Annotated in this window: 26 protein-coding genes; 9 read left to right on the top strand and 17 right to left on the bottom strand. The window is 65.8% G+C overall.

Going from position 1 to position 26,280, the window contains the following annotated elements; genetic code table 11:
- Positions 1–9 precede the first annotated feature (9 nt).
- The 6 genes from LKE06_RS09275 to zapE all read right to left on the bottom strand — a co-directional run bounded on the left by LKE06_RS09275 (position 10) and on the right by zapE (position 5,643).
- On the bottom strand, positions 10–465 hold the full coding sequence (locus LKE06_RS09275) for a hypothetical protein (protein WP_227998193.1): 456 nt from the start codon (positions 463–465) through the stop codon (positions 10–12).
- Positions 462–1,736: a DUF58 domain-containing protein gene (locus LKE06_RS09270; RefSeq protein WP_227998192.1), complete on the bottom strand. Its 1,275-nt coding sequence runs from the start codon at positions 1,734–1,736 to the stop codon at positions 462–464. The genes LKE06_RS09275 and LKE06_RS09270 overlap by 4 nt, the downstream gene beginning before the upstream one ends.
- 10 nt (positions 1,737–1,746) lie before the next feature.
- Positions 1,747–2,709, bottom strand: a complete 963-nt coding sequence (locus tag LKE06_RS09265; RefSeq protein ID WP_227998191.1) for an AAA family ATPase — start codon at positions 2,707–2,709, stop codon at positions 1,747–1,749.
- Positions 2,710–2,738: 29 nt separating this feature from the next.
- Positions 2,739–3,233 (bottom strand): hypothetical protein, encoded by a 495-nt coding sequence (locus tag LKE06_RS09260; RefSeq protein ID WP_227998190.1) that lies wholly within the window; start codon positions 3,231–3,233, stop codon positions 2,739–2,741.
- Entirely contained in the window at positions 3,230–4,144 is a 915-nt protein-coding gene (locus tag LKE06_RS09255) for a DUF4129 domain-containing protein (RefSeq protein ID WP_227998189.1), read from the bottom strand. Before LKE06_RS09255 ends, LKE06_RS09260 begins: the two co-directional genes overlap by 4 nt.
- 410 nt (positions 4,145–4,554) lie before the next feature.
- Complete coding sequence (gene zapE, locus LKE06_RS09250) at positions 4,555–5,643, bottom strand: cell division protein ZapE (protein ID WP_227998188.1); 1,089 nt, start codon at positions 5,641–5,643, stop codon at positions 4,555–4,557.
- Positions 5,644–5,706: 63 nt separating this feature from the next.
- Here zapE and LKE06_RS09245 point away from each other — a divergent pair, with 63 nt between their 5' ends.
- Together LKE06_RS09245 and LKE06_RS09240 are read left to right on the top strand one after the other, a co-directional pair.
- Positions 5,707–6,300, top strand: coding sequence for a TetR/AcrR family transcriptional regulator (locus LKE06_RS09245; protein ID WP_227998187.1), 594 nt, complete (start codon positions 5,707–5,709; stop codon positions 6,298–6,300).
- Positions 6,301–6,355: 55 nt separating this feature from the next.
- A complete protein-coding gene (locus LKE06_RS09240) occupies positions 6,356–6,517 on the top strand; it encodes a hypothetical protein (RefSeq protein WP_227998186.1) in 162 nt (53 codons plus the stop codon).
- Here LKE06_RS09240 and LKE06_RS09235 read toward each other — a convergent pair.
- Genes LKE06_RS09235 through LKE06_RS09205 form a run of 7 tightly spaced genes read right to left on the bottom strand, consistent with a single transcriptional unit; the run spans position 6,511 to position 14,050 of the window.
- Positions 6,511–6,963, bottom strand: coding sequence for an NUDIX hydrolase (locus tag LKE06_RS09235; protein WP_227998185.1), 453 nt, complete (start codon positions 6,961–6,963; stop codon positions 6,511–6,513). The two genes, LKE06_RS09240 and LKE06_RS09235, sit on opposite strands and share 7 nt — an antisense overlap.
- A gap of 22 nt (positions 6,964–6,985) precedes the next feature.
- Positions 6,986–8,164 (bottom strand): lipid-transfer protein, encoded by a 1,179-nt coding sequence (locus LKE06_RS09230; protein ID WP_227998184.1) that lies wholly within the window; start codon positions 8,162–8,164, stop codon positions 6,986–6,988.
- Complete coding sequence (locus LKE06_RS09225) at positions 8,157–8,633, bottom strand: MaoC family dehydratase (protein ID WP_227998183.1); 477 nt, start codon at positions 8,631–8,633, stop codon at positions 8,157–8,159. Before LKE06_RS09225 ends, LKE06_RS09230 begins: the two co-directional genes overlap by 8 nt.
- Entirely contained in the window at positions 8,630–9,568 is a 939-nt protein-coding gene (locus LKE06_RS09220) for a bifunctional MaoC family dehydratase N-terminal/OB-fold nucleic acid binding domain-containing protein (RefSeq protein WP_305082795.1), read from the bottom strand. Before LKE06_RS09220 ends, LKE06_RS09225 begins: the two co-directional genes overlap by 4 nt.
- Positions 9,569–9,590: 22 nt before the next feature.
- Entirely contained in the window at positions 9,591–10,751 is a 1,161-nt protein-coding gene (locus tag LKE06_RS09215) for an acyl-CoA dehydrogenase family protein (RefSeq protein ID WP_227998182.1), read from the bottom strand.
- Positions 10,736–11,800: an acyl-CoA dehydrogenase family protein gene (locus LKE06_RS09210; RefSeq protein WP_227998181.1), complete on the bottom strand. Its 1,065-nt coding sequence runs from the start codon at positions 11,798–11,800 to the stop codon at positions 10,736–10,738. The genes LKE06_RS09215 and LKE06_RS09210 overlap by 16 nt, the downstream gene beginning before the upstream one ends.
- A gap of 24 nt (positions 11,801–11,824) precedes the next feature.
- Positions 11,825–14,050 (bottom strand): acyl-CoA dehydrogenase family protein, encoded by a 2,226-nt coding sequence (locus LKE06_RS09205; RefSeq protein WP_227998180.1) that lies wholly within the window; start codon positions 14,048–14,050, stop codon positions 11,825–11,827.
- 132 nt (positions 14,051–14,182) lie between these two features.
- Between LKE06_RS09205 and kstR the strand changes: the two genes are divergently transcribed.
- The 6 genes from kstR (at position 14,183) to LKE06_RS09175 (ending at position 20,930) form a co-directional block, all read left to right on the top strand.
- Complete coding sequence (gene kstR, locus LKE06_RS09200; RefSeq protein ID WP_227998179.1) at positions 14,183–14,836, top strand: cholesterol catabolism transcriptional regulator KstR; 654 nt, start codon at positions 14,183–14,185, stop codon at positions 14,834–14,836.
- A 145-nt stretch (positions 14,837–14,981) separates the two neighbouring features.
- Positions 14,982–17,552: a trehalose-phosphatase gene (gene otsB / locus LKE06_RS09195; protein ID WP_227998178.1), complete on the top strand. Its 2,571-nt coding sequence runs from the start codon at positions 14,982–14,984 to the stop codon at positions 17,550–17,552.
- 153 nt (positions 17,553–17,705) lie between these two features.
- Entirely contained in the window at positions 17,706–18,590 is an 885-nt protein-coding gene (locus LKE06_RS09190; protein WP_372477310.1) for a metal ABC transporter solute-binding protein, Zn/Mn family, read from the top strand.
- Positions 18,590–19,525, top strand: a complete 936-nt coding sequence (locus tag LKE06_RS09185) for a metal ABC transporter ATP-binding protein (RefSeq protein WP_227998177.1) — start codon at positions 18,590–18,592, stop codon at positions 19,523–19,525. Before LKE06_RS09190 ends, LKE06_RS09185 begins: the two co-directional genes overlap by 1 nt.
- 29 nt (positions 19,526–19,554) lie before the next feature.
- Complete coding sequence (locus LKE06_RS09180; protein WP_255648989.1) at positions 19,555–20,391, top strand: metal ABC transporter permease; 837 nt, start codon at positions 19,555–19,557, stop codon at positions 20,389–20,391.
- Positions 20,343–20,930: an MmyB family transcriptional regulator gene (locus LKE06_RS09175; protein WP_227998175.1), complete on the top strand. Its 588-nt coding sequence runs from the start codon at positions 20,343–20,345 to the stop codon at positions 20,928–20,930. Before LKE06_RS09180 ends, LKE06_RS09175 begins: the two co-directional genes overlap by 49 nt.
- Before the next feature lie 293 nt (positions 20,931–21,223).
- On the opposite strand, the gene LKE06_RS09170 is transcribed toward LKE06_RS09175, so the two are convergent.
- Positions 21,224–22,360: a serine hydrolase domain-containing protein gene (locus LKE06_RS09170; RefSeq protein WP_227998174.1), complete on the bottom strand. Its 1,137-nt coding sequence runs from the start codon at positions 22,358–22,360 to the stop codon at positions 21,224–21,226.
- 354 nt (positions 22,361–22,714) lie between these two features.
- Between LKE06_RS09170 and LKE06_RS09165 the strand changes: the two genes are divergently transcribed.
- Positions 22,715–23,524 (top strand): enoyl-CoA hydratase/isomerase family protein, encoded by an 810-nt coding sequence (locus LKE06_RS09165; RefSeq protein ID WP_227998173.1) that lies wholly within the window; start codon positions 22,715–22,717, stop codon positions 23,522–23,524.
- A 19-nt stretch (positions 23,525–23,543) separates the two neighbouring features.
- Here the strand turns inward: LKE06_RS09165 and LKE06_RS09160 are convergent, their stop codons facing one another.
- The 3 genes from LKE06_RS09160 to cysS are packed head-to-tail and all read right to left on the bottom strand — an operon-like array spanning position 23,544 to position 26,275.
- Positions 23,544–23,822: a DUF4190 domain-containing protein gene (locus tag LKE06_RS09160; protein ID WP_227998172.1), complete on the bottom strand. Its 279-nt coding sequence runs from the start codon at positions 23,820–23,822 to the stop codon at positions 23,544–23,546.
- Positions 23,823–23,867: 45 nt separating this feature from the next.
- Complete coding sequence (rlmB, locus tag LKE06_RS09155) at positions 23,868–24,848, bottom strand: 23S rRNA (guanosine(2251)-2'-O)-methyltransferase RlmB (RefSeq protein WP_227998171.1); 981 nt, start codon at positions 24,846–24,848, stop codon at positions 23,868–23,870.
- Complete coding sequence (cysS, locus tag LKE06_RS09150) at positions 24,848–26,275, bottom strand: cysteine--tRNA ligase (RefSeq protein WP_227998170.1); 1,428 nt, start codon at positions 26,273–26,275, stop codon at positions 24,848–24,850. The genes rlmB and cysS overlap by 1 nt, the downstream gene beginning before the upstream one ends.
- Between the last annotated feature and the right edge of the window lie 5 nt (positions 26,276–26,280).

Here is a 26,280-nt window from a genome sequence, read left to right as displayed (position 1 = left end):
CGGTCGCGACTACCCCGGCGAAGACTCCCCCGTATCCACCCGGCTACGCCGAACACCGAGGCCCTGAATCACCAAGGCGAACAGCACAATCACGAGCACCGGCGCTGCCACCGGCGCCCACGCGAGACGCCATGGCAACAGCGCCGCACCGACGGCAGCCGCGGCGAAGCCGACCGCGCCGAGGACAGAGGGAATTGTCGTGGGTACCACCCCGGCGGGCGCCGTAACGGTCGCCGCGTTCAACAAGTAGGTGGTGGCCACCAATCCCGCCGCGGTGGCGGCGAGCACACCAGTGTCGGCAAAGGCGAGCACACCGATCGCGAGCAACACCGCCGCGGCGGCCGACAGCCGCACCCACCAGCCGACGGCGACCAGGATCAATGCGGGGATACCGGCCAACGGCGTCATCAGGGTCACCGCCCCGACCAGCAGCACACCCGACAGCACAGCCAAGAAACGAGTCATCGCCGCACCCGCACGGTCCGGCGATGCTCGGGAATCAGGCGCATTACCTCATCGAGGCGCGCATTTTCGGTCCAGGCCACGATATTCACACCCACCGTCGCCATATCCCGGTACATCGAAGCCCGCTCCAGCTGCCACATTTTGGCCAGCGTCGTGTCGAGATTTTCATGAAAAGGCGTGCCGCGCAATACATCCACAACCACCACCACATGTCCGCGTTTGCGCAGGTCGATCAGCGCCAGCGCGAACTGGGTATCGAGCAGGGTGGAGAAGGCGACAATGATCGCGCCGAGCGGCACCGCGCGATGCGGTGCGAGCGTGCCGGTGGTCGTGATGTGTTCCTCGCCGACATCGAGCACGGTGTCGACGATTCGATAGAACTGCCGTCGCCCGATATCCGGCCGCAGCCAGCGCGGCTGCTGGCCGAGACAGACCACGGCGGTACGGTCTCCCGCCTGCAGCGTCGACTGCACCACCTGCGCGGCACCACGCACCAACAGCTCGAGCGATGCGGTGGCGGGCCCCGGCGCCTGCTGTGAGGTGTCCACCAGGACAACCACATCCGCGGAACGGTTGGTCAGCCGTTCGGTGACATACAACCTGCCGCGGCGCGCGCTCACCGGCCAGTTCACGGTGCGCAGTTGATCACCGGGTGCGTAGGCGCGGATGTCGGCGTATTCGACGCCCGGCCCGTGTTTGCGGGTGAGGTGGGTGCCGAGACGCTCGGGAAGTTCGGTGCGCGGCAAGCGCATTCGCTGTGGATCGGTGATCGGGTACACGAACAGCTGGCCTGCGGGCAGCGCGACGGTCGCCAGCGACAGCCCCGCCGGGCTGAGCGCGGAAACTCGCACCGACAGCGGATAGCGCCCCCAGCGCTGCGCCGTCAACCCCAGCCGCAGCCCGGCGGGCGCCGCTGCGGAATCGTTCGCCTCTTCGATCTCGATCCCGAGTCCGGCAACCTTGTCCGGTTTCATGCGCAGCAGCGCGTGCCCGGCCTCGACGGAGGCCGCCACGGTCAGCACGACCTCCTCCGACTCGAAGCAGCGCAGCGTTCCGCCGTCGTTGACCTGGATCTTGGTCGAGGACTGCTGCCATGGTGCGGTCGCGAGCACACCGAGCAGCGGCGCGGCGAAGACCACCAGCTGCCATTTGCCGAAGACCACGGCCAGCACCAACGCCGCCGCCGCACACCCGGCGAGCATGTAAACCAATGGCGCGGGCCGCCACCGCAATTCGGCGTCTACCGTGGTGCTCCCATCGCGATGGGTCATGGTCGAGGACTCACCTCACCGACGCGCGCGGAACCGGAAGGCGACGTAATAGCTCCGTGACGATATCCTCGCCGCGAATCCGGCGCACCCACATCTCCGGTCGCAGCGTGATCCGGTGCGCCATCGCCGCAACGGCGAGCGCCTTGACGTCCTCCGGGATCACGTAATCGCGCCCGAGCAACAGCGCCCGCGCCCGCGCCATCTGCACCAGATCCAGTTCGGCGCGCGGACTGGCACCGACCTCCACCTGTGGATGCCCGCGCGTCGCGGCGGCCAGCGCGACCACATAACTGACCACATCGGGATGCACGGTGACGAACTCGACCGATTGCCGCATCTCCAGCAACCCGTTCGCGTCCACGACCTGCCCCACCGTCGGCGGTATCGCGCCGCGCTCCAAGCGGCGGCGGATCATTTGTGTTTCGTCGTGCTCGGACAGATAGCCAAGGCGCAACTGGATCGCGAAGCGGTCGAGCTGCGCCTCCGGTAACGGATAGGTGCCCTCATATTCGATCGGATTGTCGGTGGCCAGCACGATGAAAGGCTGTGGCAGCATGAAGGTTTCACCATCCATGCTGACCTGCCCCTCGGCCATCGCCTCCAGCAGCGCGGCCTGCGTTTTCGGTGGGGTCCGGTTGATTTCGTCGGCGAGCAGCACATTGGTGAACACCGGCCCGCGCCGGAAGGTGAACCGGCCCGTGGACATGTCGTAGATGGTGGAGCCGAGGAGGTCGGCGGGTAGCAGATCCGGTGTGAACTGCACGCGCGTGAATTCCAGGCCGAGCGCGGCCGCGAAGGATCTGGCGATAAGTGTTTTACCGAGGCCGGGTAGGTCCTCGATCAGAACGTGACCGCCGGATAGTACGGCGATCATGATCAGCTGCAACTCGTCGCGCTTGCCGACGATGACCCGGGACAGTTCCCGGAGCACCGCGTCGCTGCGCTGGACGGTCGCGTCCATCGGCATCGTCATTTGTCTACTCGCACTTGTCTCAACCCATTTCACATTCTCTGAAGGCGTCGCAGGATTTCATCCAGTGCCGCCCGCCCCGGTGCCCGAGTCGTCTGATCACGCAGTGCCGAGTTCGCCGGATCCACCCAGAGCCACAGCTCCGGGCCGAACTGCAATACCCCCGCGGCCTCGGTCGCTTTGCGGTTCTTCGCGACCCGCATGCCTGTGGACAACTCGAATTCCTTGGCCAGCAACGGACGAAGGTGACGATCCCAGTCAGCACGGGTGCCATCGGCGCGATCGGCCAGCATCTCCGCCCTGGCGTGCCAGTGGTGCAGCATCTCGGCCGGACCGTTCTCGATATCGCCTGGGTCGGTATCGGGCTGCACTGAGTGTTCCCGCAATGACCAGACCAGCGCGATAAAGGCCAGTGCCACTGGGATTCCGCAGGTTATCAGCATCGTGCCGCGTGCCTCGCGGACCGCGGCGAGCTCGATCAACCCGATGAGTAACACCGCGACGACCACAATTCCCATGCGGCTCATACCATTTCTCCCTGCAGATCGGCCAACACGATGCGCAGAAGTTGTTCGGCACGCATCCGCTGCCACTCCAGCATCGAGTGCGGGCTGAACCTGGCCTCCTCGAACAATGCGACCAGTTCCCTGGCCGACGCGTCGTGCAGGGCACCCCGTTCGAAGGCGCGTGCCAGCACCTCCATCGGGGTGTCCGAGGCCAGTGGGGCGGCCGAGCGGTCGAAGGACAGGCCGTTCTCCATGGCGACGTAACAGGCGATGATCGCGGTTCGCGGATCCTGGCCCGGCACATTCATGGCGGCCAGGCCCATTTCGGCCGCCCTGGCCAGCGAACCCGTCGTCGGTGCGGCGGGCGGGGGCGGCGCGGGCACCGTCGCTGGCTTGCCGCGCGCTGTCATGGCGACCACGACCAGTCCGACCAGAGCAACCGCTACCAGCACCCCGGCCGCGACCACGGCCAGCCATAGCGCTATCCCGGTCAGCTGCGCGGGCTCGCCGGCCGGATTCGGTGCCGGCGCGGTGGTGACGATTTCGCCGGTAGGCCGGGGCGAGCCGGACGGCGGCGCGGTCGTGGCGGTCGTGGTCTCCCGGCCACGGCCGACGAAAATCAGCGCCGTGGCCGCCGCGATCAGCAGCGAGAAACCAGCAAGCACGGCCAGTATCAGCAGGCCGAATTTGCCGAGGCGCCATCGTTGCTCCGCACTGCCACGTTCGGGTTCGGGCATCGCCAGCGGTAGCCGATGCTGGCTGGCAATCACACCGGCCAGCAGGATGACCACCGACACCGTCAGCAACACCGGCATCAAGGCCACTGCCAGCGCGGAAGGCGTCGACTGATGGTCTGAAGTCTGGGTCGCCCCCGGAATGTGCCCGCGCAACGACATCGCCGCAATCGCAAGCAGCGTAATCAGCACGATCATGCGCAATATCGGCGCTCGCGACCCTGCCACTCCGTTACCGCCACATCTGAGTACTGCACAAAACAGCCACATCGTTACACGCCGAACGGTCTGCTCGAGAGCGAATCGAATACTTAGGAATACGTCTTGTCTATCCCGTACTACCATGCCTTCGACCGGCCCGGCGCGAACGCATTACAGCAGTTCGGGCGGCCTCACAAACCCCGCGCCCAAAACTTGTGACAGCACCTATCCGGCTACCGCACGCGACTGCATCGACGTAGCCTCGCCCGGACTTCGTCCGTGGCACGACCGCCCGGGCCCGACTGCTGGCGGCCGGTCTGATCCGGCGTCTTATTGCCCGGCTCGCTCAACCGCGCGACGTTTCAAAACAGCCGATATTTGCTGTGCGACCAGGTTTAGCCGGATCGCTACGCGCCGCGACCGAGAGGGTCGCCCAACTGGTCGAGCTCGCTCAACCGGCTGGCTGTGCGCGAGATATCGGGGAGGGCGATATCCGCCACCAGATCGGCCAATGGCACACGGGCCGAGACGGTGAGCGAAAGATCCGCGTCGTAGAGCACATCGATGAGGTTCACCAGTCGCATGACCCAATCAACAGCCACCGCACGGAGGGCGGGTACATCACACAGGGTCCAGGTCGAAAACCGTTGGGCGAGTTCGACATAGTCCGCCGACGAGGTCGGCGTGCCACACAGCTTCGCGAAATCGAATACGATCGCGGCACCTTCGACGGAGCGAGCGTGAACGCGACGTGCGCCGACCACTACCTCAGGGCCGCCATCGGGGTGAGGCTCGCCGACACGCGTGCTCGCGACGTTCATCCCCGCCCGGCCCGGCGCCGGGGCCACGACGGCACCACCGCGGCGGTCCGATTCACCGTCGGCGGCAATGACAGCGTGGCGCCAGAGGGCCGATTCGGCGCCGACCAGGTACCGTCCGGCCCGAAAGCCGGTGGCCGCTGGGTCGCGCGGAACTCGGGTGCGGTAGTCGAGCGGACCGTCCACGGAGACCACTTCCAGATTGGCGACGATGCGGGCAATTGTCGGTAAGAACCTGTCGTGGAACAGCGGGTTGGGTAGCAGTTTTTCCGGCGGATAGTTGGAGGTCACCACCAGCACGATGCCGCGGGCGAACAGCGCGTCGAGCACGCGGGTGATCAGCATGGCGTCGCCGATGTCGTGCACGTGGAATTCGTCGAAGCACACCAACCGGGCGTCACCGAGCAGGGTATCGATAGCGCGGTCGATGGCTCCGGATTCGGCTCGCAGGGCGGTCAATCGAGCGAAGAAGGCGTGGAAGTGGAATCGGTGCTTGCGGTTCGAGGTGACGCTGCCGAAGAATTGGTTCATGACCATGGTCTTGCCGCGGCCGGGTCGACCGTGCAGATAGATGCCACGGTGACGTTTGACCGGCCGACCGTGGCGGTCGAGGAGTTCATCGAGCCGGGCTGCCGCTCGCGCCTGGTCGGCATCCAATTCGATCGCACCGATATTCACCACAACCTCCCTTTCCTCTACAGTTGTAGAGGAAAGAGGTTAAGGCCGCCAGGAGAGGTGACGATGTCCACAACAGACCGACGCACGCTGATCGTCGACGCCGCCATCGACCTGATCGCCACCCACGGCATCCGCGCGCTCACCCATCGCGCTCTCGACACCGAGCTCGACCTGCCTGCCGGATCTACCTCGTACTACTTCCGCACCAAACCCGCGTTGATCACAGCCATCGCCGCGCGGATCACCACCCGCTCCCGCGAGGATTTCGTCGCCGCCCAGTTTCCGGCAACCGGCCCCATCGACCTCGATAACACCGCACATGACATCGCCGCGTGGCTCGACCGGCTCCTGACCGAACGCCGCCATCACCTGATTGTCCGGCACGCACTCATCATCGACCGCCTCGCCGACACCGATCTGCACGCCCAGCTGGCCAACAGCCTGTTCTCGACCGAACGTGCCCGAACTCTTTTCCAAGCCATCGGCGCCGCCGACCCAGCGGTAGCCGCGGCCGATTTCATCGCCGTCATCGAGGGCGCGGTATTCGATCGCTTCGCCGGCGCCCGCGCCGACTTTCCAACCGACACGCCGGAGAGCATCAACCAACTCGCAGCCGTGCTGTCGATCTATCTCGAGGCCGCCCACGCGGGCAGCTGACCTGGCCTTCAATTCCGGGCTGGTCTTCACACCGGAGGGCGAACCGGTCATCGAAATGGATGACAGCCGAACCGAATTCGTGGCACGGCCGTACGGCGCGAAGTTCACCGGTCCCGACAGTGCGACCATCGCCGTCAGCGGAACCGATATCCTTCGGCCGAAAAACGGTGTGACCACCGAGGTCTGGTCGGTGTCCGGCGTGCGCGGCTGCTACTGACGGCCGCCGCTCGCCCAGCCGAACTCGCTGTAGGCGATACCGCTGAAATACGCGCGGATGCCGGCCGCGGGATAGCGGATGAGCGAGTCGTACGGCAATGCGTCGAGCGGAAACCATTGGAGTTCATAGCATTTGTCCGGCTCTCGGTTGGTCGGCTCACCGGTCCAGCGCGGCGCCTCGAAAAATAGGCCGAGCCGGGGTTCGTGGCCCGAGCCGACCACGTGGGCGGTGTGGATCAGGCGCAGGTCCGCTGGGTCGATGACGACACCGACCTCCTCGCGCGCCTCCCGCACCGCCCCGGCGGCGGCGGGCTCCCCCGCTTCGAGCTTGCCGGCGGGCAGGTGCCACAGGCCGTCGAACTCGTCGTCACCGCGACGGCGGCTGAGCAGGAGCCCGCCGTCGCGTATCAGCAGAACGTGCACGTCGACGAGGTGCCGCGCGACCATGTAGCTCCTCCTCCGGCGCGGCTCAGTTGGCGCTGAGGACCAGCCCAGAGGTCGGGACGCCGGTGCCCGCGGTAACCAGGATATTCCGCACATTCTCGACGGTGTTTACCGAGGTGCCACGGATTTGGCGGACGGCCTCGGCGATGCCGTTCATGCCGTGGATATACGCCTCCCCCAGTTGGCCACCGTGCGTGTTCAGCGGCAGTCTGCCACCGAGTTCTATCGCGCCGTCGGCTATGAAATCCCGGGCTTCGCCGCGACCACAGAAGCCGAGTTCCTCCAATTGCATGAGAACGAACGGGGTGAAGTGGTCGTAAAGAATCGCGGCCTGCATATCCTCGGGTCGCAGACCGCTCTGAGCCCAGAGTTGTTCGCCGACCAGACCCATCTCCGGAAGTCCGGTGAGAGCGTCGCGGTAATAGCTGGTCATTACGTATTGATCGGCACCGGAACCCTGTGCGGCAGCGGCGATTACAGCCGGACGCTGCGGCAGGTCACGGGCGCGTTCGACGCTGGTGACCACGATCGCGACACCACCATCGGACTCCTGGCAGCAGTCGAGCAGATGTAGCGGTTCGGCGATCCAGCGCGAATTCTGGTGATCCTCCAGCGATATCGGCTTGCCGTAAAAGAAGGCATTCGGATTCACCGCGGCATGCTTGCGATCGGCGACGGCGACCCGACCGAAATCCTCACTCGTCGCCCCGTATACGTGCATGTAGCGGCGGGCGACCATGGCCACTTGGGCCGCGGGCGTGCCCAGTCCCTGCGGATACGACCAACCGGCATCGATGCCCGATGAGGTCGGCGCGGTGGCCAAGGCCGTGGAGAATTGGCCGAAACGCGATACCGAACGCTCGTTGAACGCGCGATAGGCGACCACCACATCCGCGACGCCGGTAGCGACCGCCATCGCGGCCTGCTGGACGGTGGCGCACGCGGCACCACCGCCATAACCGATGTGGCTGAAGAATTTCAGCTGCGGAATGCCCACCGCGCGGGCGACCGCCGCTTGGGTATTGGTATCCATGGTGAACGTTGTCAGCCCGTCGACATCGGCGGGTGTGAGCCCCGCGTCGGCGAGGGCAGCGGTGACCGCCTCGGCGGCCAACCGCAATTCGCTACGGCCGGAGTCCTTGGAAAAATCGGTGGCGCCGATACCAGCAATGGCCGCGCGGCCCGAGATACCCTGTTCAGTCATTCGAAGCCCGCTCATTCAGAAACCGCATGGAGATAACAGCTTTCGCCGTGATGTGGTCACCGAGGCTGTCGCGACCGACGACATCGATGTGAATGTCCTCGCCGACGATCTCACTCACGGTGCCCGAAAGGGTCAGGGTGTCACCGGAATACAGCGGAACCCCCAGCCGCAGCGCGATCGATTTCACAACGGCGCACGGTCCGGCCCAGTCGGTGACAAAGCGCTGCACAAGCCCGGTATCGGTGAGGATATTGACGAAAATGTCCTTGGAACCGCGTGCGATTGCCTTGTCCCTATCGTGGTGGACATCCTGAAAATCCCTGGTGGCCAGGGCAGTACTGATCACGAAGGTCGGGTCAACTGCGATGACCAGTTCGGGCAGTATGGTGCCGACCCGCACGGTCGTATCGGTTGCCTTTTCGGCTGTGCCTATTCGAAGCTCGGCTGTGCCCAATGTTCGCTCACTCATGCCCGCACCCGCCATACCGGCAGCACGGCCTCGTCGTCGAGTTTGTCGAACTCCACCTCGACCGGCAGCCCGACCTTCACCTCGGCGGGGTCGATGCCGCGCAGTTCACCGAGCATTCGCACGCCTTCCTCCAATTCGACAAGCGCGACAACGAACGGCAATTGCCGCCCTGGCACTTTCGGCGCGTGATGCACGACGTAGCTGAATACTTCGCCGCGCCCCGAGGCGACCACATAATCGGTCTGCTCGGACTTGTCCTTCCAGATCGCCGGGATCGGCGGATGTCGCAGTGTGCCATCGGGCAGCCGCTGGATCCGCAACTCCCCGGCTTTGGTTCCTGCCCAAAAGAATTCGGTATCCCAGGAGACCAGCGGTTTGACGCGGTCGCCGGTCGGCTGCTTCGGTGCCGTCCCGGTGCCCGGCGCAAACTTCAACAGCCGGAACAACATTTCGGCGACGACCTCGTCACCCACCTGCCAGCTGGTCTGGAAAGTGACGAACCAGCCCTCACCCAGCGCGGTCCGCTTCGGACCACGGATCTCGGCCAACCTGCTGGTCACCGAAATCTCTTCCCCAACGGTCACATATCGGTGATAGGTCTGCTGACAGTCGGTAGCGACCACCGAGGTATAGCCCGCGGCGTCGAGCAGCTCGGTCACCTGTGCCATCGGATCATCGTCGGGGCGAGAACCGTTGAGCCCGAACATGGTCCACACCTGGGCCATGGCCGGTGGCGCGACGGCGCCGGGGAATCCGGCGGCCACGGCGGCGTCGGTGTCGACGTAGACGGGATTGGTATCGCCCAGCGCCTCGACCCAGTTATTGATCATCGGCTGGTTCACCGAATCACGCCCGCGGCGGGGCGCGCAATCGCCCGCCGCCATAATGCGGTTCGCGGCAGCGGTAATCGCTTCCGGAGTCATGGTTTCCGGCATGCGCGGCTCCTTTGGTTGTTCACTATCGCGGTACTCGCGGCAACTGCAGCCCGAATGCGGCGACCAGTTCGCGCATCACCTCGTTGACACCGCCGCCGAAGGTCACCACCAGGTTCTGTTTGGTCCTGCGGTCCAGCCAGGTCAGCAGCTCGGCGGTGGACGGATCGGCGGGATCGCCGTAGCGGCCGATAACTTCCTCGGCGAGTCTGCCCGCCTCTTGCAGCGATTCGGTGGAGAAGACCTTGGTCGCCGAGGCATCGGCGATCACCGTCGCCTGATCGCCGCCGACAGTCGCTGCGACCTGCCAGTTCAGCAATTCATTGAGCCGGACCATGGCGTGGATGCGGCCGAGTGAACGGCGGACGTCGACCTCGGCCAGCACACCGCGTGGCTGCGCCCAGTCGTGTATCCGGTCGTAGAGCTGCTCGATCTTGCCGGACGGGCCGAGGCTCACCCGCTCGTGATTGAGCTGCGTCGTGATCAGCTTCCAGCCCCGATTTTCCTCACCTACCAGCATGTTCGCCGGTGCGTGGACATTGTCGAAGTAGGTCGCGTTGGTGTGGTGCGCGCCGTCGCAGGTGATGATCGGGGTCCAGGAATAGCCCGGATCCTTCGTGTCCACGATCAGGATCGTGATGCCGCGATGGCGCGACTCGACCGATCCGGTGCGGCAGGCCAGCCAGACATAGTCGGCCTCGTGGGCGCCGGTGGTGAAGATCTTCTGCCCGTTGATGATCCAGTCCCCGGCGTCGTCACGAACGGCACTCGTGCGCAGCGACGCCAGGTCGGTGCCCGCCTCGGGCTCGGAATACCCGATCGCGAAATGGACATCGCCGGAAAGGATTCCGGGCAGGAACCTCGCCTTTTGCTCGTCGGTGCCGAACTGCTGCAGCGTCGGCCCGACGGTCAACAGGGTCACCAGCGGCAACGGCACATCGGCGCGCACCGCCTCATTGAAGAAGATCTGCTGTTCCATCGGCCCGAAACCCTGGCCGCCGTATTCCTTCGGCCAGCCGACACCGAGCCAGCCGTCCGCGCCCATCCGGCGCACCACCGCGCGGTAGGCGTCGCCGTGCCGGTTGATCGCCATCTCGGCCTCCTCCTCGGGAGTTACGAGATCAGCGAAGTACGAACGCAATTCATCGCGCAGCTTGCGCTGCTCCGCGGTTAGATCGATGAACATCTGGTCCCCAATCGATCGAGTCGGAATGATTCGCCGCCCAGCCAGCGGGCAATGTCCTTGGCCTGCGAGTAGTAGCGGTGCATCGGATGGGTGATGTCTACGCCGAGGCCACCGTGCAGATGATGGCATTTCTGCATGGCAGCGGGCAGCTGCGACGCGATGGTGTAGGCGAGCACGTCGAGATCGTCATCGATCCGGTCCTGGTGCTCAGAACTCGTGTCGTCCTGCGCCAATGCCCAGTTCGCCGAGACCGCCGCCGCGTGCAGGGTGCGCGAAACGACGTAGACGTCGGCGATCTGCTGTGCCACCGCCTGGAATTCGGCGAGCGGCCTGCCGAATTGCCTGCGAGTGCGCAGATGCTCGGAGGTCAGCACGAGTGCGCCCTTTAGCAGTCCGTCCGCGACGGCACCGATCGAGGCGACCGCGAACCGGTGCAGATCGGCAACCCCACCGGTCAGCAACTGGTCGGCCGGAATCCTGACCTGCTCGAGTCGAACCGTGGCCTCGGGGATCCCACCGGATACCGGTGACGGCGTGATGGTCAGCCCCTCGGCCGCCGAATCGACAAGGGCGATACCGGAATTGGTCGGAATCAGCAGCCAGCGGGCCTGCTCGGCATACGGCACCGCGACCTTGTGGCCGGTGATGCGGACCGAATCCCCATCCGACACCGCGATCGTCGCCGGCCTGACGACGAACGGGTTGGCGGGCTCGCTCAGCGCCGCTGTGAGCACGGCTCCCTTGGCGATCTCGGGGTATACCTGTTCGGCGATGCTGTCGGGCAATGCCGCAAGCAGCGGCAACAGCCCGAAGCCGAGCGTGGTCACGGCGGGCACGGCCACCGCGTCGGTGGCCAGCTCGGTCAGCAGCACCGACACTTCCGGCACGCCCATGCCATCACCGCCGAAGCGTTCCGGCAACGCGACCGACAGCAACCCGCTGTCGACGAGCTTCGGCCACAGCTCGATATCACGTGCCGGCTCATGTTCCAGCAAACTGACGACGACCTCGGCCACGGCATCCTGGCCCTCGTCTCTGGTGAAGTCCACTTGTTCTCCCAGCTGACTCGACGACTAACTGTCCGCGTCGCGGGGCAGTCCGAGGATTCGCTCACCGGCCACGGTCAGCAGAATTTGCTCGGTACCACCCGCGATCGACAAACATCGTGTGAGCAGGAACTCTTTGACTACTTCCGAGTCCTGCGCACCGATTGGACCTGCCGTCTCCACGGCGAATTCCGCGACTGCCTGGCGATGCCGGACACCCACGAGTTTGCGCACACTGCTCTGTGCTCCTGGATCGCCGCCCGCCAGCATGCGTACCGCGGCACGTTGTTCCAGCAATAGACCGGCGATCGCGTCGGCGACGAAGCCGCCGAGACGGTCGTTCAGTAGCTCGGCGCCCGGCCCGGCCGCTGGCAGCTCGGCGATGAGCTCCTCGAGCACCGGCCCGATGCCGTTGCCGCCCATGGCGACCCGTTCGGTCGACAGGGTCGAGCGGGCGATCTTCCAGCCATTGTTCAGCGCGCCGACCACACAGTCGTCGGGGACGAAGACATCGTCGAGGAATACCTCGCTGAAGCGCGCCTCACCGGTGATCTGCACCAGCGGACGTACCTCCAACCCGGTGCTGCGCATATCCACCAGGAAGTAGCTGATGCCACGGTGTTTCGGCGCGTCGGCATCGGTGCGAGCCAGGCAGATCGCCCAGTTCGCCTTATCGCCCAGCGATGTCCATACCTTCTGGCCGCGCAGCACCCAGCCGCCGTCCACCTTTTTGGCGGTAGTGCGCAGTGCGGCCAGATCTGACCCCGCCTCCGGCTCGCTGAACAGCTGACACCACACGACCTCGCCACGCAGGGTTGGCCAGGCGAATCGGTCGATCTGCTCCTGGGTGCCGTGCTGCAGCAGGGTCGGCACCGCCCAGCCACCGATCGCGAGATCGGGTGCTTCCAGCCCGGCGCGGCGCAGTTCTTCCGAAATCACCAAGCCGGTCATCGGATCCGCGCCGCGACCGTATGGCGCGGGCCAGTGCGGCATCACCAGACCGGCCTCGACCAGCGCATTGGCGCGCTGCTCGACGGGCAGCGCGGCGATCGTTGCCACCTCGGCGGCCAGTTCGTTCGCGCTGCTGTCAACGGTGGCGACACCGTCGGACGTGTTCGATTGGCTGCGGTCGGGAGTACGGCGGTCAGGCTCCGCCGCCGCCTCCGAATCCGTCGCGCGCGCCGCGGCGAAAACCCGGTCGGCTCCGGTGGTTCGGCGCGTTCCGGCCCGGGTCAACTCGGTCACCCTCGCGCGCCAGCGCGCGGAACCGCCGAGCAACTGACGCAGGGCGGTCGCCCGACGCAGATAGAAATGCGCGTCGTGCTCCCAGGTGAATCCGATGCCGCCGAGGACCTGAATGCAGTCCTTCGCGGTCTCGACCGCCGCGTCCAGCGAAATGGCGGCGGCGATCGCGGCCGCGATCGGCAACTCCGCGCCACCCTCGTCCACCGCGGCCGCGGCATCAGCGGCGACGGCACGAATCAGCTCGGTCCGGCACAGCATCCACGCGCAAATGTGTTTGACCGCTTGGAAAGACCCGATCCGGCGCCCGAATTGCTCACGCACCTTGGCGTATTCGACCGCGGTCTCCAGACACCAGCCGGCCAGCCCGGCGAGTTCGGCCGCGACCAGCACGACAACGAGATCCTCGACCGCGTGCGGCGACTCGAATACCCGCTCGGCCGGGACCCGCACCGCAGTGCAGCCCACCTTGGCCAGCGGGGTGCCCGGATCCAGCGGCGAAAGCGGTTCCACCCGCAAACCTGCCGTGTCCGGCTCGATCAGGCACCAGCGCCGCCCATTCGGGGTCCGCACGGGCAGTAGCACCGCGGTGCCCGACGCGGCGCCGACAACCGAATCCCAGACACCGGTCAGCGATAGCTCACCGGATGCGGACGGTACACTGACCGCAGATTCGACGACGAGGTCGAGCGCGACACCGCACGGTAGTTCCTCCGCGATGGCGCCCGCGGTGACCAGATTCGCCAATGCTGTCGCCAGCACCGGCCCGCCCACCAGGTCGTGGGCGGCTTGCTCGACCAGAACGGCCAGGTCGGCGACGGATCCGCCCGCACCGCCCGCGTCCTCCGCGACAGCTACCCGGAAGACTCCGAGGTCCGCCAGCGCGGGCCAGTAAGCGCGCCAGAAGTTGGTGGCATCGTCGCGCATTGTTGCAATTGGACGGACCGATCCGGCCCATCCACGCATCGACTCCTGAACGGCTTTATGCTCGTCAGTGGTGGCAATGGTCACACTCGTTACCGCCTCTCCGGCGTGACTCCCACACCTAGAACATGTTCTAATATCCTAGCCGGGCGGAAGTCAAGAGACGACCCCGTCACGGTGATCGAATGCGCACGACGTTTCCGGAAAGGACGCTCAGCAATGGCCAGCCCCTCCCGTTCGCAGCCAGCCAACTCGAGCGCGGTGCCGCCTACCGCAACGGTCGCCACGCTCAGCGAAGATGAGTTGAGCTCGGCCGCGCAGCGGGAACGCCGGAAGCGAATTCTGGACGCGACTCTGGCACTGGCCTCGAAGGGCGGCTACGACGCGGTCCAAATGCGTGCGGTGGCCGAACGCGCCGATGTCGCGGTCGGGACGCTCTACCGATACTTCCCGTCCAAGGTCCACCTGCTGGTATCGGCGCTCTCGCGCGAGTTCGAGCAGATCGAGGGCAAACGCAGGCCCCTCGCCGGACAGTCGCCGCGTGAGCGCATGCACCTGCTGCTCACCCAGATCACGCGGATGATGCAGCGCGACCCACTGCTCACCGAGGCCATGACCAGGGCGTTCATGTTCGCCGATGCCTCCGCTGCCGCCGAGGTCGACCGGGTCGGCAAGGTCATGGATCGGGTATTCGCCCGCGCCATGAACGACGGTGAACCCACCGAACACCAGCTGGCGATCGCGCGGGTAATAAGCGATGTGTGGCTGTCGAACCTGGTGGCCTGGCTGACCCGTCGCGCATCGGCGACCGATGTCACCGAACGCCTGGAACTGACCGTCGACCTGCTACTCGGCGAAAGCGACCGACCGTAACCAGCGAACGTCGGGCGAACTCGGTGTCGGATCGAGCACAATAGTCCGCGCTCGGCCCAGGCAGCGCCGAAACATCCTTGCAAATGAAACCCAGTATTGTTCAGCGCGCCCATGAAAATACTCCTCCGATCACTAGGTTGGATGCGTGAGCGCACAGGATCTGCCACTGGAACTTCGCCGTGCCTTGTCGAGGGTTGCACGCGTGCCACGGCTTTTGATCGCATCGGATTACGACGGGACGATCGCGCCCATCGTCTCCGACCCCACGAAGGCGTTTCCCCATCGGGAATCGGTGAGCGCACTGCGGGCGCTGGCCGGTCTCACCGGGACTACCGCCGCCGTAATTTCCGGTCGCGCGCTGCGGGATCTCGCGGCACTGTCGCGGCTTCCGGTCGAGGTGCAGTTGATCGGTAGTCATGGTTCGGAATTCGATGTCGGTTTCGTGCACGCCATCGATAACGACGCCAAACAACTGCTGACCGAAGTACAGGCCGCGCTGTCCCGGGTTGCCGCGGACAATCCCGGTGTCACGGTCGAGACGAAACCGGCCAGCGTCGCCCTGCATGTTCGCAACGCGACCCCCGAAATCGGGTTGCGTGCGATGCAGAACGTCCGCCAGGGCCCGGCGTGCTGGGTCGGCGTACAGGTGACCGAGGGTAAATCGGTCATCGAACTCGCGGTCATCCCAACCGATAAGGGCACCGCCCTCGAGACGATTCGGCACCAGGAGAGCGCCGCGGCCGCGGTGTTCTTCGGTGACGACGTCACCGACGAGAAGGCGTTTCGGGTGCTGTCGGGTCCCGACATCGGAATCAAGGTCGGCGAGGGCGAGAGCCTGGCCAAGTACCGGGTCGACAGCACCGAGGAGGTGGCGCGCGCACTCGCGTTTCTGCTCGAGGAGCGCCGCACCTGGCTGGCGGGTGCGAGCGCGCCGCGTATCGAACGATTGAGCATGCTCGCCAGCCCACGTTCGGTTGCGCTACTGACTCCCGATGCGACCGTGACCTGGCTGTGTCACCCGGAGCCGGATTCGGCGGCCGTGTTCGCGCATCTGCTCGGCGGCCCACAGGCAGGGCATTTCACGATCGCGCCGGAGCGCGCGGCACTGCCCCTCTCACAGCGTTATGTCGATGGCACCATGACCGTCGAAACCCGTTGGGCCAGTTTGCAGGTGGTGGACTATCTGCCGCACGACGTGGCACCCAACCGCACCGACCTGACTCGGGTGATCACCGGTGAGGCGAAGGCCGTGGTGACATTCGCGCCACGACCCGAATTCGGCCAGGTGCCGGTGACGATCGAAGCTCACCCCGATGGACTGCGGGTGCTCGGCACCAACGACCCGATGGTGTTGCGCTCCCCCGGCGTCGAATGGGAAATTCTCACCGACGGCACACACAGTTCCGCGCGGGCCGTCATCGCTCCGTCACACGGCCCGATCGTGCTCGAACTGCGCTGTGGCACAAATCATCTCGCACCCGCCGCAGTCAGTGAGCCGGATCGCCGGCGCGACGCGGAAAGCTACTGGTCGCAGTGGGCGGCCGGGCTCGAATTGCCAGCATTGAAACCCGATCTGATGAAGCGCTCAGCCCTCACATTGCGTGGTCTGGTACATGCTCCGTCCGGTTCGATCCTGGCGGCGGCCACCACATCGTTGCCGGAAGATATTGGTGGCGTACGCAATTGGGACTACCGCTACTGCTGGTTGCGCGATGCCTCGCTGACCGCGCAGGCCCTCGTTTCGCTCGGCTCGCTGCACGAAGCGGAGAAGTTCCTCGACTGGGTACACAGGGTCCTCGAAACGCTGCCGGGTCCGGAACGACTGCATCCGCTGTACACCCTCTACGGCGAGACGCTGCCGCCCGAGGCCGTGATCGACCAGCTGCCGGGTTACGCGGGTTCGCGTCCGGTTCGCGTCGGCAACGCCGCGAATATGCAGGTGCAGTTGGACGTGTTCGGACCGATCGTCGATCTCATCGCCTCGCTGGCGCACGGCCGCCAGCACAAGGGGATCACCGATCCGGCCGAGGCGCTGCCGAACGCCGACTGGGAGTTGGTGCACGCAATGGTTTCCGCGGTGCAGCGGCGCTGGCAGGAGCCCGACCACGGCATCTGGGAGATCCGCGGCAACCCGCGCCACCACGTGTATTCGAAGGTGATGGGCTGGCTGACGATCGATCGGGCGCTCACCCTGGCGCAGAAATTCGATCGTCCGGTCGACCCGGCCTGGATGACGTTGCGCGACACCATTGCCGATGAGGTGACGACCAAGGGCTGGAACGAAGAGGTCCAATCCTTCACTGCCGCCTACGACGGCAGCGACCTCGATGCTGCCACCCTGCATATCGGGCTCAGCGGGTTGGTCGATCCGTCGGATCCGCGCTTCGCGGCGACGGTTGTGGCCACCGAAGCGGAGTTGCGCAGCGGTTCCACCGTGTATCGCTACCATCACGACGACGGCCTGCCCGGCGGCGAGGGCGGATTCCATCTCTGCGCGGCCTGGCTGGTCGAGGCGTACCTGCTTATCGGCAAGCGTTCGGATGCCGAGGCACTGTTCGCCCAGCTCGTAGATGTCGCGGGACCGACCGGACTGCTCAGTGAGGAGTACGACCCGGTTGCCGAGCGGTCGCTCGGCAACCACCCACAGGCATACAGCCATCTCGGCCTGCTGCGCTGCGCCCAGCTGTTGGGCAAGCCGGTCGAAGCGCTCGTCTGACGCACTCGAACGCAGTCGGGCCCGTGAACGAATCCGTTCGCGGGCCCGACTCGTCGGCATCCCGTATCGGTTCGTGCACAGGGGACGACCTTGCTAAAGTAAAACGGTAACGATTTCCATTATGATCTAGAGCACCGCCAGGAGCACCCCCGCGTGAGAACACGAATTGCCATGAAATTCACCGGCATCGCCGTGGGGGTGGCCACCGCAATGGCCCTCACCGCCTGCGGCAATACCTCGAACGATTCCGGCAAACCGAAGGTCGTCGCCTCCACCAATGTCTGGGGAGACATCGCCACCACGATCGCGGGGCCCGACGCCACCGTGACCGCGATCATCAGCGACCCGGCCGCCGACCCCCACTCACACGAGACCTCGGCCGTCGAATCCGCCGAGATCAGCGGTGCGGATCTCGTCGTCTACAACGGTGGCGGCTACGACGAATTCATCGAAAAGGCCATATCGGGCCAGCACAAGCGCACCGTCGACGCCTTCGATTCCCGCACCGACAAGAGCGACGAGAACGAGCACGTCTTCTACGACATGAGCACCGTCACCACGGTCGCCGACCGCATCGCCGCCGCGCTCGGCGAGATCGCCCCCGACGCCGCCAACGCCTTCACCGAACGCGCCAATATCTTCAAAAGCCAGCTGGCCGACGTAACCGCGATCGCGAGCAAGCTCGCCGCCGAGCACCCGAAAACGCCTGTGCTGCAGACCGAACCGCTCGCGCACTATCTGCTCGCCGCCGCCGGAACCGACGACCTGACCCCGCACGAGTTCCAAGAGGCTATCGAGCAGGAGACCGATCCCGCGCCCGCCGCCGTCGCCGCCACCCAGGATCTATTGACCGGCAAGAAGGTGCGCGCGCTGATCTACAACGTGCAAACCCAGGACAAGATCACCAAGGACTTGCGCGGGATCGCGCAGTCGAGCGGGACATCCGTTGTCGAGGTGACCGAAACCCTGCCCAACGGAGTGAATTACGTTCAGTGGCAGACGAACAACGCCCAAGCTCTCGCCGCGGCGCTGAGCTGATGACAGCTGAGACAGAGCTGGCCGAACAGCCTTCGACCACCGACACCGCCACGCCCGCGGTCCGCCTGGACGCCGCCAGACTGTCCTTCGGTGACCGCACCCTTTGGCAGGATCTGGATCTCGAGGTAGCACCGGGCGAATTCGTCGCCGTCCTCGGGCCGAACGGCTCGGGCAAGACCTCACTACTGAAGGTGCTGCTCGGACAGCTCGGGCTCGGCTCGGGCACCGCGAGCATCGCGGGCTCGCCCGCGCGGGCGGGCAACCCCGATATCGGCTATGTGCCGCAACAGAAGACGATCGATGCCGGGGTCCAATTGCGCGGGGTCGACCTCGTCGGGCTCGGTGTCGACGGACACCGCTGGGGCCTCGGATTACGCGGCCGCGCGGCACGCAAGCGCAAGGTCGCCGCGGCCATCGCCGATGTGGGTGCGGAGAAATTCGCATATGCGCCACTGGAATCCATGTCCGGTGGTGAACAGCAGCGGTTGCGGGTCGCGCAGGCACTTGTCGGCGATCCCAAGGTGCTGCTGTGCGACGAACCGTTACTCAGCCTCGACCTGGCCAATCAGCGGCTGGTGTCGGAGCTGATCGACCGGCGCAGGCGCACCCACGACACCGCCGTGCTTTTCGTGACCCACGAGATCAATCCGATTCTGCCGCTGGTGGATCGGGTGCTGTATCTGGTCGACGGAAAGTTCCGCATCGGTACTCCGGACGAGGTCATGACCTCGGCGGTGCTCTCGCAGCTGTATCAGACCGAGGTCGATGTGCTACGGGTGCGCGGCAGGCTGGTCGTCGTCGGCACCGGCGACACCATGGACGTGCTCGGCACCGCCGGGGCCCAACATTGCCACGGCGCAACCGTTTCCGAGATCGGGCTGTCGGACGCACCGCTTTCGGTTGCCGAGCCGCAGTCGAGTGGGGTTCGCTCGTGATCGACAAACTCTCGGACGTGCTGTCGAAGATGTTCGACTTCTCCACCACCGCGAGCCTGCTCTCCTACCCCTTCGTCCAGCAGGCCGTACTCGCCGCCGCCATGCTCGGACTGCTGGCCGGCGCGATCGGACCATTGATCATCAGCAGGCAGATGTCGTTCGCGGTGCACGGCACCAGCGAGCTCTCGCTGACCGGTGCCGCGGCCGCGCTGCTGGCGGGCGTCGGTGTCGGCCTCGGTGCCATTGTGGGCTCGGTGATCGCGGCGGTGTTGTTCGGTGTGCTGGGAACCAAAGCCAGGGAACGCGATTCGGTGATCGCGGTGGTGCTTTCTTTCGGTCTCGGGCTCTCGGTGCTGTTTCTCTGGCTCGGTCCAGATCGCGCCGGATCGAAGTTCTCGCTGCTGACCGGCCAGGTGGTCAGCGTCGGCTACAGCGGGCTCGCGCTGCTGATGACCTGCACCGTGCTGGTGCTCGCGGTACTCGCTGTTGTCTATCGGCCGCTGCTGTTCGCCAGCTCCGATCCGGAGGTGGCATCGGCCCGCGGCGTGCCGGTGCGCACGCTGTCGGTGGTCTTCGCGGTCATGCTCGGCATTACCGCGGCGTTCGGCGTACAGATCGTCGGCGCGTTACTCGTGCTCGCACTGCTCATCACCCCGGCCGCCGCCGCGGCGCAGCTCACCGCGAATCCGGTGCGCGCCACCGTGCTCGCGGTCGTGTTCGCCGAAATCGCCGCAGTGGGCGGCATCCTATTGTCGCTGGCACCCGGTGTACCGGTGTCGACATTCGTCACCACCATCTCGTTCCTCATCTATCTGATTTGCCGGGTCGCCGGTCCACGACGTCGCCGAGCCGCTCGCGCCAGGTAGCCGTCGACGCGCTTCGTTTGCCGTCAGACCGCGAGGTATCGCCGGGAGTACTGCGGATGCTGGAGCGGCTCACCGAGGTACCCGCGTACGTCCAGAACGTCCGGTACGACGTACTTGCGCGGAATACGCTGGCCGCCAAACTGATCGGCGATCTCGGCAGCGAACGCAACCTGCTGCGACCGGCATTCGGTTCCCGAACGGCGCAGGTGTCGTGTGGTGGCCCGGACGGTGAGGCGCAATTCGTCCGGCAGGCGGTTGCCGAGCTTCGGGGCGCGGCGGTCCGGTATCCGAACGATCCGCGGATCCCGGAGTTGATCGCGTGGCTGTCCACGCGCGATATCAACTTCCAGAACGATTGGGCCGCACGCGAAGTGGCTCCCACGGCCACGATCTGGAAACGATTCGTCCATCCGGACGTGGGTATGATCGAACTCGACGCGCAGACCCTGTCGGTGCCCGGTACGGACCAACGGATCGTGATCTATACGGCCGAACCGGAAAGTTCGGCGGCCAAGGCGTTGCACGAGCTGACGGCTTAATGGCCCAGAACCTGCTCGCCATCCGCCGCGCCGAGGCAGGGTTACCTGAGCAGTCGCATCAGCACCTGGGCCTGACAACACCCGTCACACTCGGACCCGCTCGCATCCGAACCGATACCAACCTGCCCAGGGCTACTTTCCCCTCGACCGAGCGACACTCGACGGCGCCGACGCGGTCCTGCATATTGCGTGACAGTATCGACAGCCGCCGCCGACCTACCCACGCGCCGGCTGTCTCACGCACGCCCGGGCAGACAACACGTGCGACCGTCGGTGCCACGCACCCACCGGTCTCATGGGCAGAAAACGGCATCTTGTGCCGCCGCCAGTGCGTCGGTGCGTGGGACCGGAATCTCGTGTCGCAGGTCAGCGGCCAGATCGAACACGGTGCCGACCAGAATCAGCTGACGCGATCCGTCCGCGCTCGTCAGGGCGATGCTGGTGAAGCCCGGTCCGCCGCCGTCGGTTTCCCAGACCGCGACCTCGCTGGTTCCGCAGGATACCGTCGACTTCTGCACTCCCAGGCCATATCCGGGGGCTCCGGGCAGCGTGACCGGGGTCTCCAGCGCACGTTGCTGATCGGGAGGCAGAAGGTGCCCGCCGAACAGTGCACGATGGAACTGTGCAAGGTCGTCGAGGGTGGAAATCAGTGCGCCGGCGGTCCAGTCGTAGGACGGGCTGAAGGTGGTCATGTCGTTGCCGGACAGGTCGTAACCGTGCAGATGCGGTCCGTGGATCTGCGGATCCGTGAGCGGAAATGTGGTGTGAGTGAGGCCGAGTGGGATGAGCAGGCGGTCGCGCAGCTCGTCCTGCACCGGGTGCCCGGTCACGGCCTCGACGACCATGCCCGCGAGCAGATAGTTGGTATTCGAATAGGACCAGGTAGTACCCGGGGCGGCGAGCGGCGGATGGGTCATCGCCGCGGCCACCACGTCGTGCGGGCGATACACGAATCCCCAATCGTGGTCACTCAGATACGGATCGAAGAAGGCGGGGTCGGTGGTGGGGTCGTAGATGCCGGAGGTGTTGTTCAGTAGTTCCCGGACCGTGATCGAGCGACCGTCGTTACCGTTGCCGCGCACGACGCCCGGCAGGATGCGTTCGATCGGATCGTCGAGCCCCAGGCGGCCCTCGGCGGCAAGTTGCAGCACGACCGTGGCAACAAACGCCTTGGTATTGCTGGCGATCCTGAACCTGTCGGTGGTCTCGGCCGGAGCTTGGCTCGCGCGGTCGGCCGTTCCTGCGCTCAGGCGCCACACCTCGCTCCCATTTCTCGCGTAGGCGATGACGCCCGGATACCCCTCGGCCACCGCTCGGTCCAGCGCCTCCTGCAGTCGTGGGGGCGGCGGGGCGGTCGCGTGGGCGGGCGTCGTGACACCGATAACACCGGCGAGCACGGCACCGGCACAGGCGAGAACTCCTCGTTTCACGCCTTCCATATTCTCAGGCTCGACCCGGCCATGGCGGTAGTGCCAACCCCACCATATCTGCCAATTTCGGAGCCCCGGCATCCCGGCCGCCCGCGCGTCCTGGCGCACCCAGGTACGCAACGCCTCCTACCGCACTCCGGGTCCCGCACCACCCCACATACGCACCCACTCGCCACGACAACAGTTTTCGAGCGAAGCGAGACCGAGCACTAGAGTTCGCGGCCGGCTCACGTCCGAGGGGCAAATACGAAGCGACGCAGGAGCAAGTATTTGCCCCTCGGACGCGAGCCAAAGGGGCCGCGAACACGCAGCGCCGCAGGCGCTGCCAAACAAACACAGCTACCATCCTGTGGCATGAGTTCGGAACTGCTCGTTGATGTCTCTGCGGGCATCGCCGTGCTTACCTTGAATCGACCCGCCCAGCAGAACGCTTTCACTCCGGCGATGGCTACCGAGTTGAGTTCGGCGCTACAGCGGTGTGACGTCGAGGATTCGATTCGTGTCGTCGTGATCACCGGTACGCCACCTGCGTTCTGTGCGGGAGCGGATCTGTCCAGTCGTGTAGGCGATGTGAGCGCCACCATCGACCCACCGCCGTGGCGGGTGCGCAAACCGGTGATCGCTGCGGTGAACGGCCACGCGGTCGGCATCGGTCTGGCGCTGGCTCTGCAGTGCGATCTGCGCTACATGGCACAGGATGCGGTGTACGGGCTCAATCAGGTGCGGCGCGGGGTGCTCGCCGACGGCTACGTGCATTGGACGTTGCCGCGGCTGGCGGGAATGGCCAATGCGGCGGACATCATGTTGACCGGTCGTACCTTCGACGGCGACGAGGCGAAGGCGATGGGTTTGGCCAACGGCGCACTTTCGGCAGGCGAGGTACTGCCGACGGCGCTGGCGATCGCGCACGACATCGCGAACGGGTCGGCGCCGCTGCCGGTGGCACTATCCAAGCGGCTGCTATGGGAGGGCATCGGCATGACTCCGGCAATGGTCGGCAGGCTGGAAACGGACCTGAACGAGCGTGTCGGCAAGAGCATCGACGGCGGCGAAGCCATGGCGGCGTTTCGTGACCGCAGGCAGCCCAACTGGTCCGGCAGCGTCACCGAGGAATGGCCGGCCTGGGACCGCAACGATGCGTCGGAGCAACCGGGCCTGGATTGATCGATGTTCGGCCGCGCGCTCAGGCGCGTCCGCCGATCAGCATGAGCAGGAAGATCCCGGCGAAGATGACCATGCAGATCGTGCCGATGACCCCGAGGATATATCCGACGAGCACCTGAGCCCGGCCACCGTAGGCGCCACCGGATTCTTCGATCTGGTCGAGGGCGCGCTTGCCGAGCGCCCACGCTACCGGCCCCAGTAGGCCGCAGCAGAACATGCTCGCCGCGCCCAGCCACAGCACCGCCGTCGCATTCGGGTGTTCGATCGGCTGACCGATGGGCTGGTTGGGTATCACCACAAGCCGAATTCTACTGGGCTGGTCCGCCTTTGCGCGTGATTCGTCTCAGGCGCGGCGCTGTCGGGCGATCTCCGAGAGCACGACGCCTGCCGCGACGGAGGCGTTCAGCGATTCCACCGGGCCCGCCATCGGGATCCCGAGAATCGAGTCGCAGGTCTCGCGGACCAGTCGCGACAGTCCTTTGCCCTCCGAACCGACCACGATCACGGTTGGTTCGGTGCCGTCGAAATCGTCGAGGGTGGTGTCGCCACCCGCGTCGAGGCCGACGACCTGAATGCCCTTGGCAGCCCAATCCTTCAGCGTGCGAGTCAAATTGGTGGCCCGCGCGACAGGCAGCCTGGCCGCGGCGCCCGCACTGGTCCGCCAGGCGACCGCGGTAACGCTCGCACTGCGCCGCTGTGGAATCAGCACGCCCTGACCGCCGAAGGCCGACACCGAGCGAATGACGGCGCCGAGGTTGCGCGGGTCGGAAATATTATCCAGCGCCACCAGCAGGGCCGGTTCGGCGGAACCACGGACCTCGGCGAGCAAGTCGTCCGGATGCGCGTATCGGTAGGGCGGCACCTGTAGCCCGACGCCCTGATGTAAACCGTTGGCGCTCAACCGATCCAGGTCGGTGCGCGGCACCTCCAGAATGGCGATGCCCGCGTCGGCGGCCATCTGCACGCTCTCGGAGAGCCGGTCGTCGTTCTCGGTGCCGACCGCGACATACAGCGCGGTCGCGGGCACACCGGCCCGGAGGCATTCGACCACCGGGTTGCGACCGAGCACCATCTCCGGTGCGTCATCGTTCTTGCGACCCGCTGGACGACCGGCACTGCCGCGAGGGCCGGGACGTCCCTTCGCCTCGGCCTTCGCCTTGGCGGCGGCACGTTTGGCCGCAGGATGCTTGGTACGGGCCTCGGCGGGCGGAGTCGCGCCACGTCCCTCGAGGCCGCGACGGCGCTTGCCGCCGGAGCCGACGACGGCGCCCTTCTTGGTGCCGCCCTTACGAATCGCGCCGCGTCGTTGCGAGTTACCCGCCATCAGTTCGCCTTTCCACTCTGCACCGCGCGGGGCGATGATGCCGTAGCGGCCAGCGACCATTCCGGACCGTTAGCTGTATCTGTTACTTCGATGCCGGCAGCCTGCAACCGGTCTCGCGCCGCGTCGGCGTTCGCCCAATCCTTCTGCGCGCGCGCCTGCTGGCGGCGTTCGAGTTCCGCACGCACCAGCACGTCCAACGCGTCGAGTGCGGCCGAATTGTCCTGCGCGGTGTACCAGTGCGGATCGAGCGGATCGACTCCGAGGATGGAGAGCATGGCGCGCACCTGACCGGCCAGCTCCTGCGCGGCGTCCACCGCACCCGCCTCCAGCGCCTTATTGCCTTCGTGCACCACATGGTGAATCTCGGCCAGCGCCTTCGGCACCGCGAGGTCGTCCTCGATGGCGGCGGCGAACCCATCGGTCCACTTGCCGACGGGGATCCCGCTCACCCGCTCGGCGACCCGGTGGATGAATGCCTCGATGCGCTGATAGGACTGCGCGGCGTCGTGCAGCGCCTTGTCCGAGTACTCCAGCATCGAACGGTAGTGCGCACTACCCAGGTAGAACCGGAGTTCCACGGCCCGAACCTGTTTGAGCACATTGGGCACCGACAGCACATTGCCCAGCGACTTGGACATCTTCTCGCCGCCCATGGTCACCCAGCCGTTGTGCAGCCAGTAGCGAGCGAAACCGTCACCGGCGGCCTTGGACTGGGCGATCTCGTTCTCGTGGTGCGGGAAGATCAGATCCATACCACCGCAATGGATGTCGAACTGCGCGCCGAGGTAGTACTCGGCCATTGCCGAGCACTCCAGATGCCAGCCGGGCCGTCCGGGTCCCCAAGGCGACGGCCACGACGGCTCGCCCGGTTTGGCCGCCTTCCACATCGTGAAGTCGCGTGGATCGCGTTTACCGAGGCCGAGGCTTTCGCCCTGGTGCACGTCATCAAGTTTGTGTCCGGACAGGCTGCCGTAATCCGGGTAGCTGACCACGTCGAAGTAGACATTGCCTTCGGACGCGTACGCGTGCCCACGATCGATCAACCGCCGCATAAGCTCGACCATCTGCGTGATGTGGCCGGTTGCCCGCGGCTCCACCGATGGCGGCAGCACGCCGAGCTCGCAATAGGCCCGGTCGAACGCGCGCTCGTGCGTCGTGGCCCATTCCCACCAGGGCCGGTCCGCGGCGGCGGCCTTGTTCAGGATTTTGTCGTCGATATCGGTGACATTCCGAATGAAGGCCACGTCATAGCCGTTGGCGCTCAGCCAACGCCGCAGCACGTCGAAGGCGACGCCACTGCGCACATGGCCGATGTGCGGCTCCCCCTGAACCGTTGCGCCACAGAGGTACACCGAGGCATGGCCGGGGACCAGCGGGGTGAATTCCCGCATGGTCCGCGTCTCGGTGTCGAAAAGGCGCAGAGTCACGACCG

It is taken from the genome of Nocardia australiensis, from assembly GCF_020733705.1.
Lineage (GTDB): Bacteria > Actinomycetota > Actinomycetes > Mycobacteriales > Mycobacteriaceae > Nocardia > Nocardia australiensis.
The sequence above is the reverse complement of the archived record's forward strand: the minus strand, read 5'-3'. Positions and strand labels throughout refer to the sequence as shown.

Coding starts and splice junctions, on each gene's coding strand:
- LKE06_RS09275 (WP_227998193.1), bottom strand. CDS start 465: ATGACTCGTTTCTTGGCTGTGCTGTCGGGTGTGCTGCTGGTCGGGGCG.
- LKE06_RS09270 (WP_227998192.1), bottom strand. CDS start 1,736: ATGACCCATCGCGATGGGAGCACCACGGTAGACGCCGAATTGCGGTGG.
- LKE06_RS09265 (WP_227998191.1), bottom strand. CDS start 2,709: ATGACGATGCCGATGGACGCGACCGTCCAGCGCAGCGACGCGGTGCTC.
- LKE06_RS09260 (WP_227998190.1), bottom strand. CDS start 3,233: ATGAGCCGCATGGGAATTGTGGTCGTCGCGGTGTTACTCATCGGGTTG.
- LKE06_RS09255 (WP_227998189.1), bottom strand. CDS start 4,144: ATGATCGTGCTGATTACGCTGCTTGCGATTGCGGCGATGTCGTTGCGC.
- LKE06_RS09245 (WP_227998187.1), top strand. CDS start 5,707: ATGTCCACAACAGACCGACGCACGCTGATCGTCGACGCCGCCATCGAC.
- LKE06_RS09240 (WP_227998186.1), top strand. CDS start 6,356: ATGGATGACAGCCGAACCGAATTCGTGGCACGGCCGTACGGCGCGAAG.
- LKE06_RS09235 (WP_227998185.1), bottom strand. CDS start 6,963: ATGGTCGCGCGGCACCTCGTCGACGTGCACGTTCTGCTGATACGCGAC.
- LKE06_RS09230 (WP_227998184.1), bottom strand. CDS start 8,164: ATGACTGAACAGGGTATCTCGGGCCGCGCGGCCATTGCTGGTATCGGC.
- LKE06_RS09225 (WP_227998183.1), bottom strand. CDS start 8,633: ATGAGTGAGCGAACATTGGGCACAGCCGAGCTTCGAATAGGCACAGCC.
- LKE06_RS09220 (WP_305082795.1), bottom strand. CDS start 9,568: ATGCCGGAAACCATGACTCCGGAAGCGATTACCGCTGCCGCGAACCGC.
- LKE06_RS09215 (WP_227998182.1), bottom strand. CDS start 10,751: ATGTTCATCGATCTAACCGCGGAGCAGCGCAAGCTGCGCGATGAATTG.
- kstR (WP_227998179.1), top strand. CDS start 14,183: ATGGCCAGCCCCTCCCGTTCGCAGCCAGCCAACTCGAGCGCGGTGCCG.
- LKE06_RS09185 (WP_227998177.1), top strand. CDS start 18,590: ATGACAGCTGAGACAGAGCTGGCCGAACAGCCTTCGACCACCGACACC.
- LKE06_RS09180 (WP_255648989.1), top strand. CDS start 19,555: ATGTTCGACTTCTCCACCACCGCGAGCCTGCTCTCCTACCCCTTCGTC.
- LKE06_RS09165 (WP_227998173.1), top strand. CDS start 22,715: ATGAGTTCGGAACTGCTCGTTGATGTCTCTGCGGGCATCGCCGTGCTT.
- rlmB (WP_227998171.1), bottom strand. CDS start 24,848: ATGGCGGGTAACTCGCAACGACGCGGCGCGATTCGTAAGGGCGGCACC.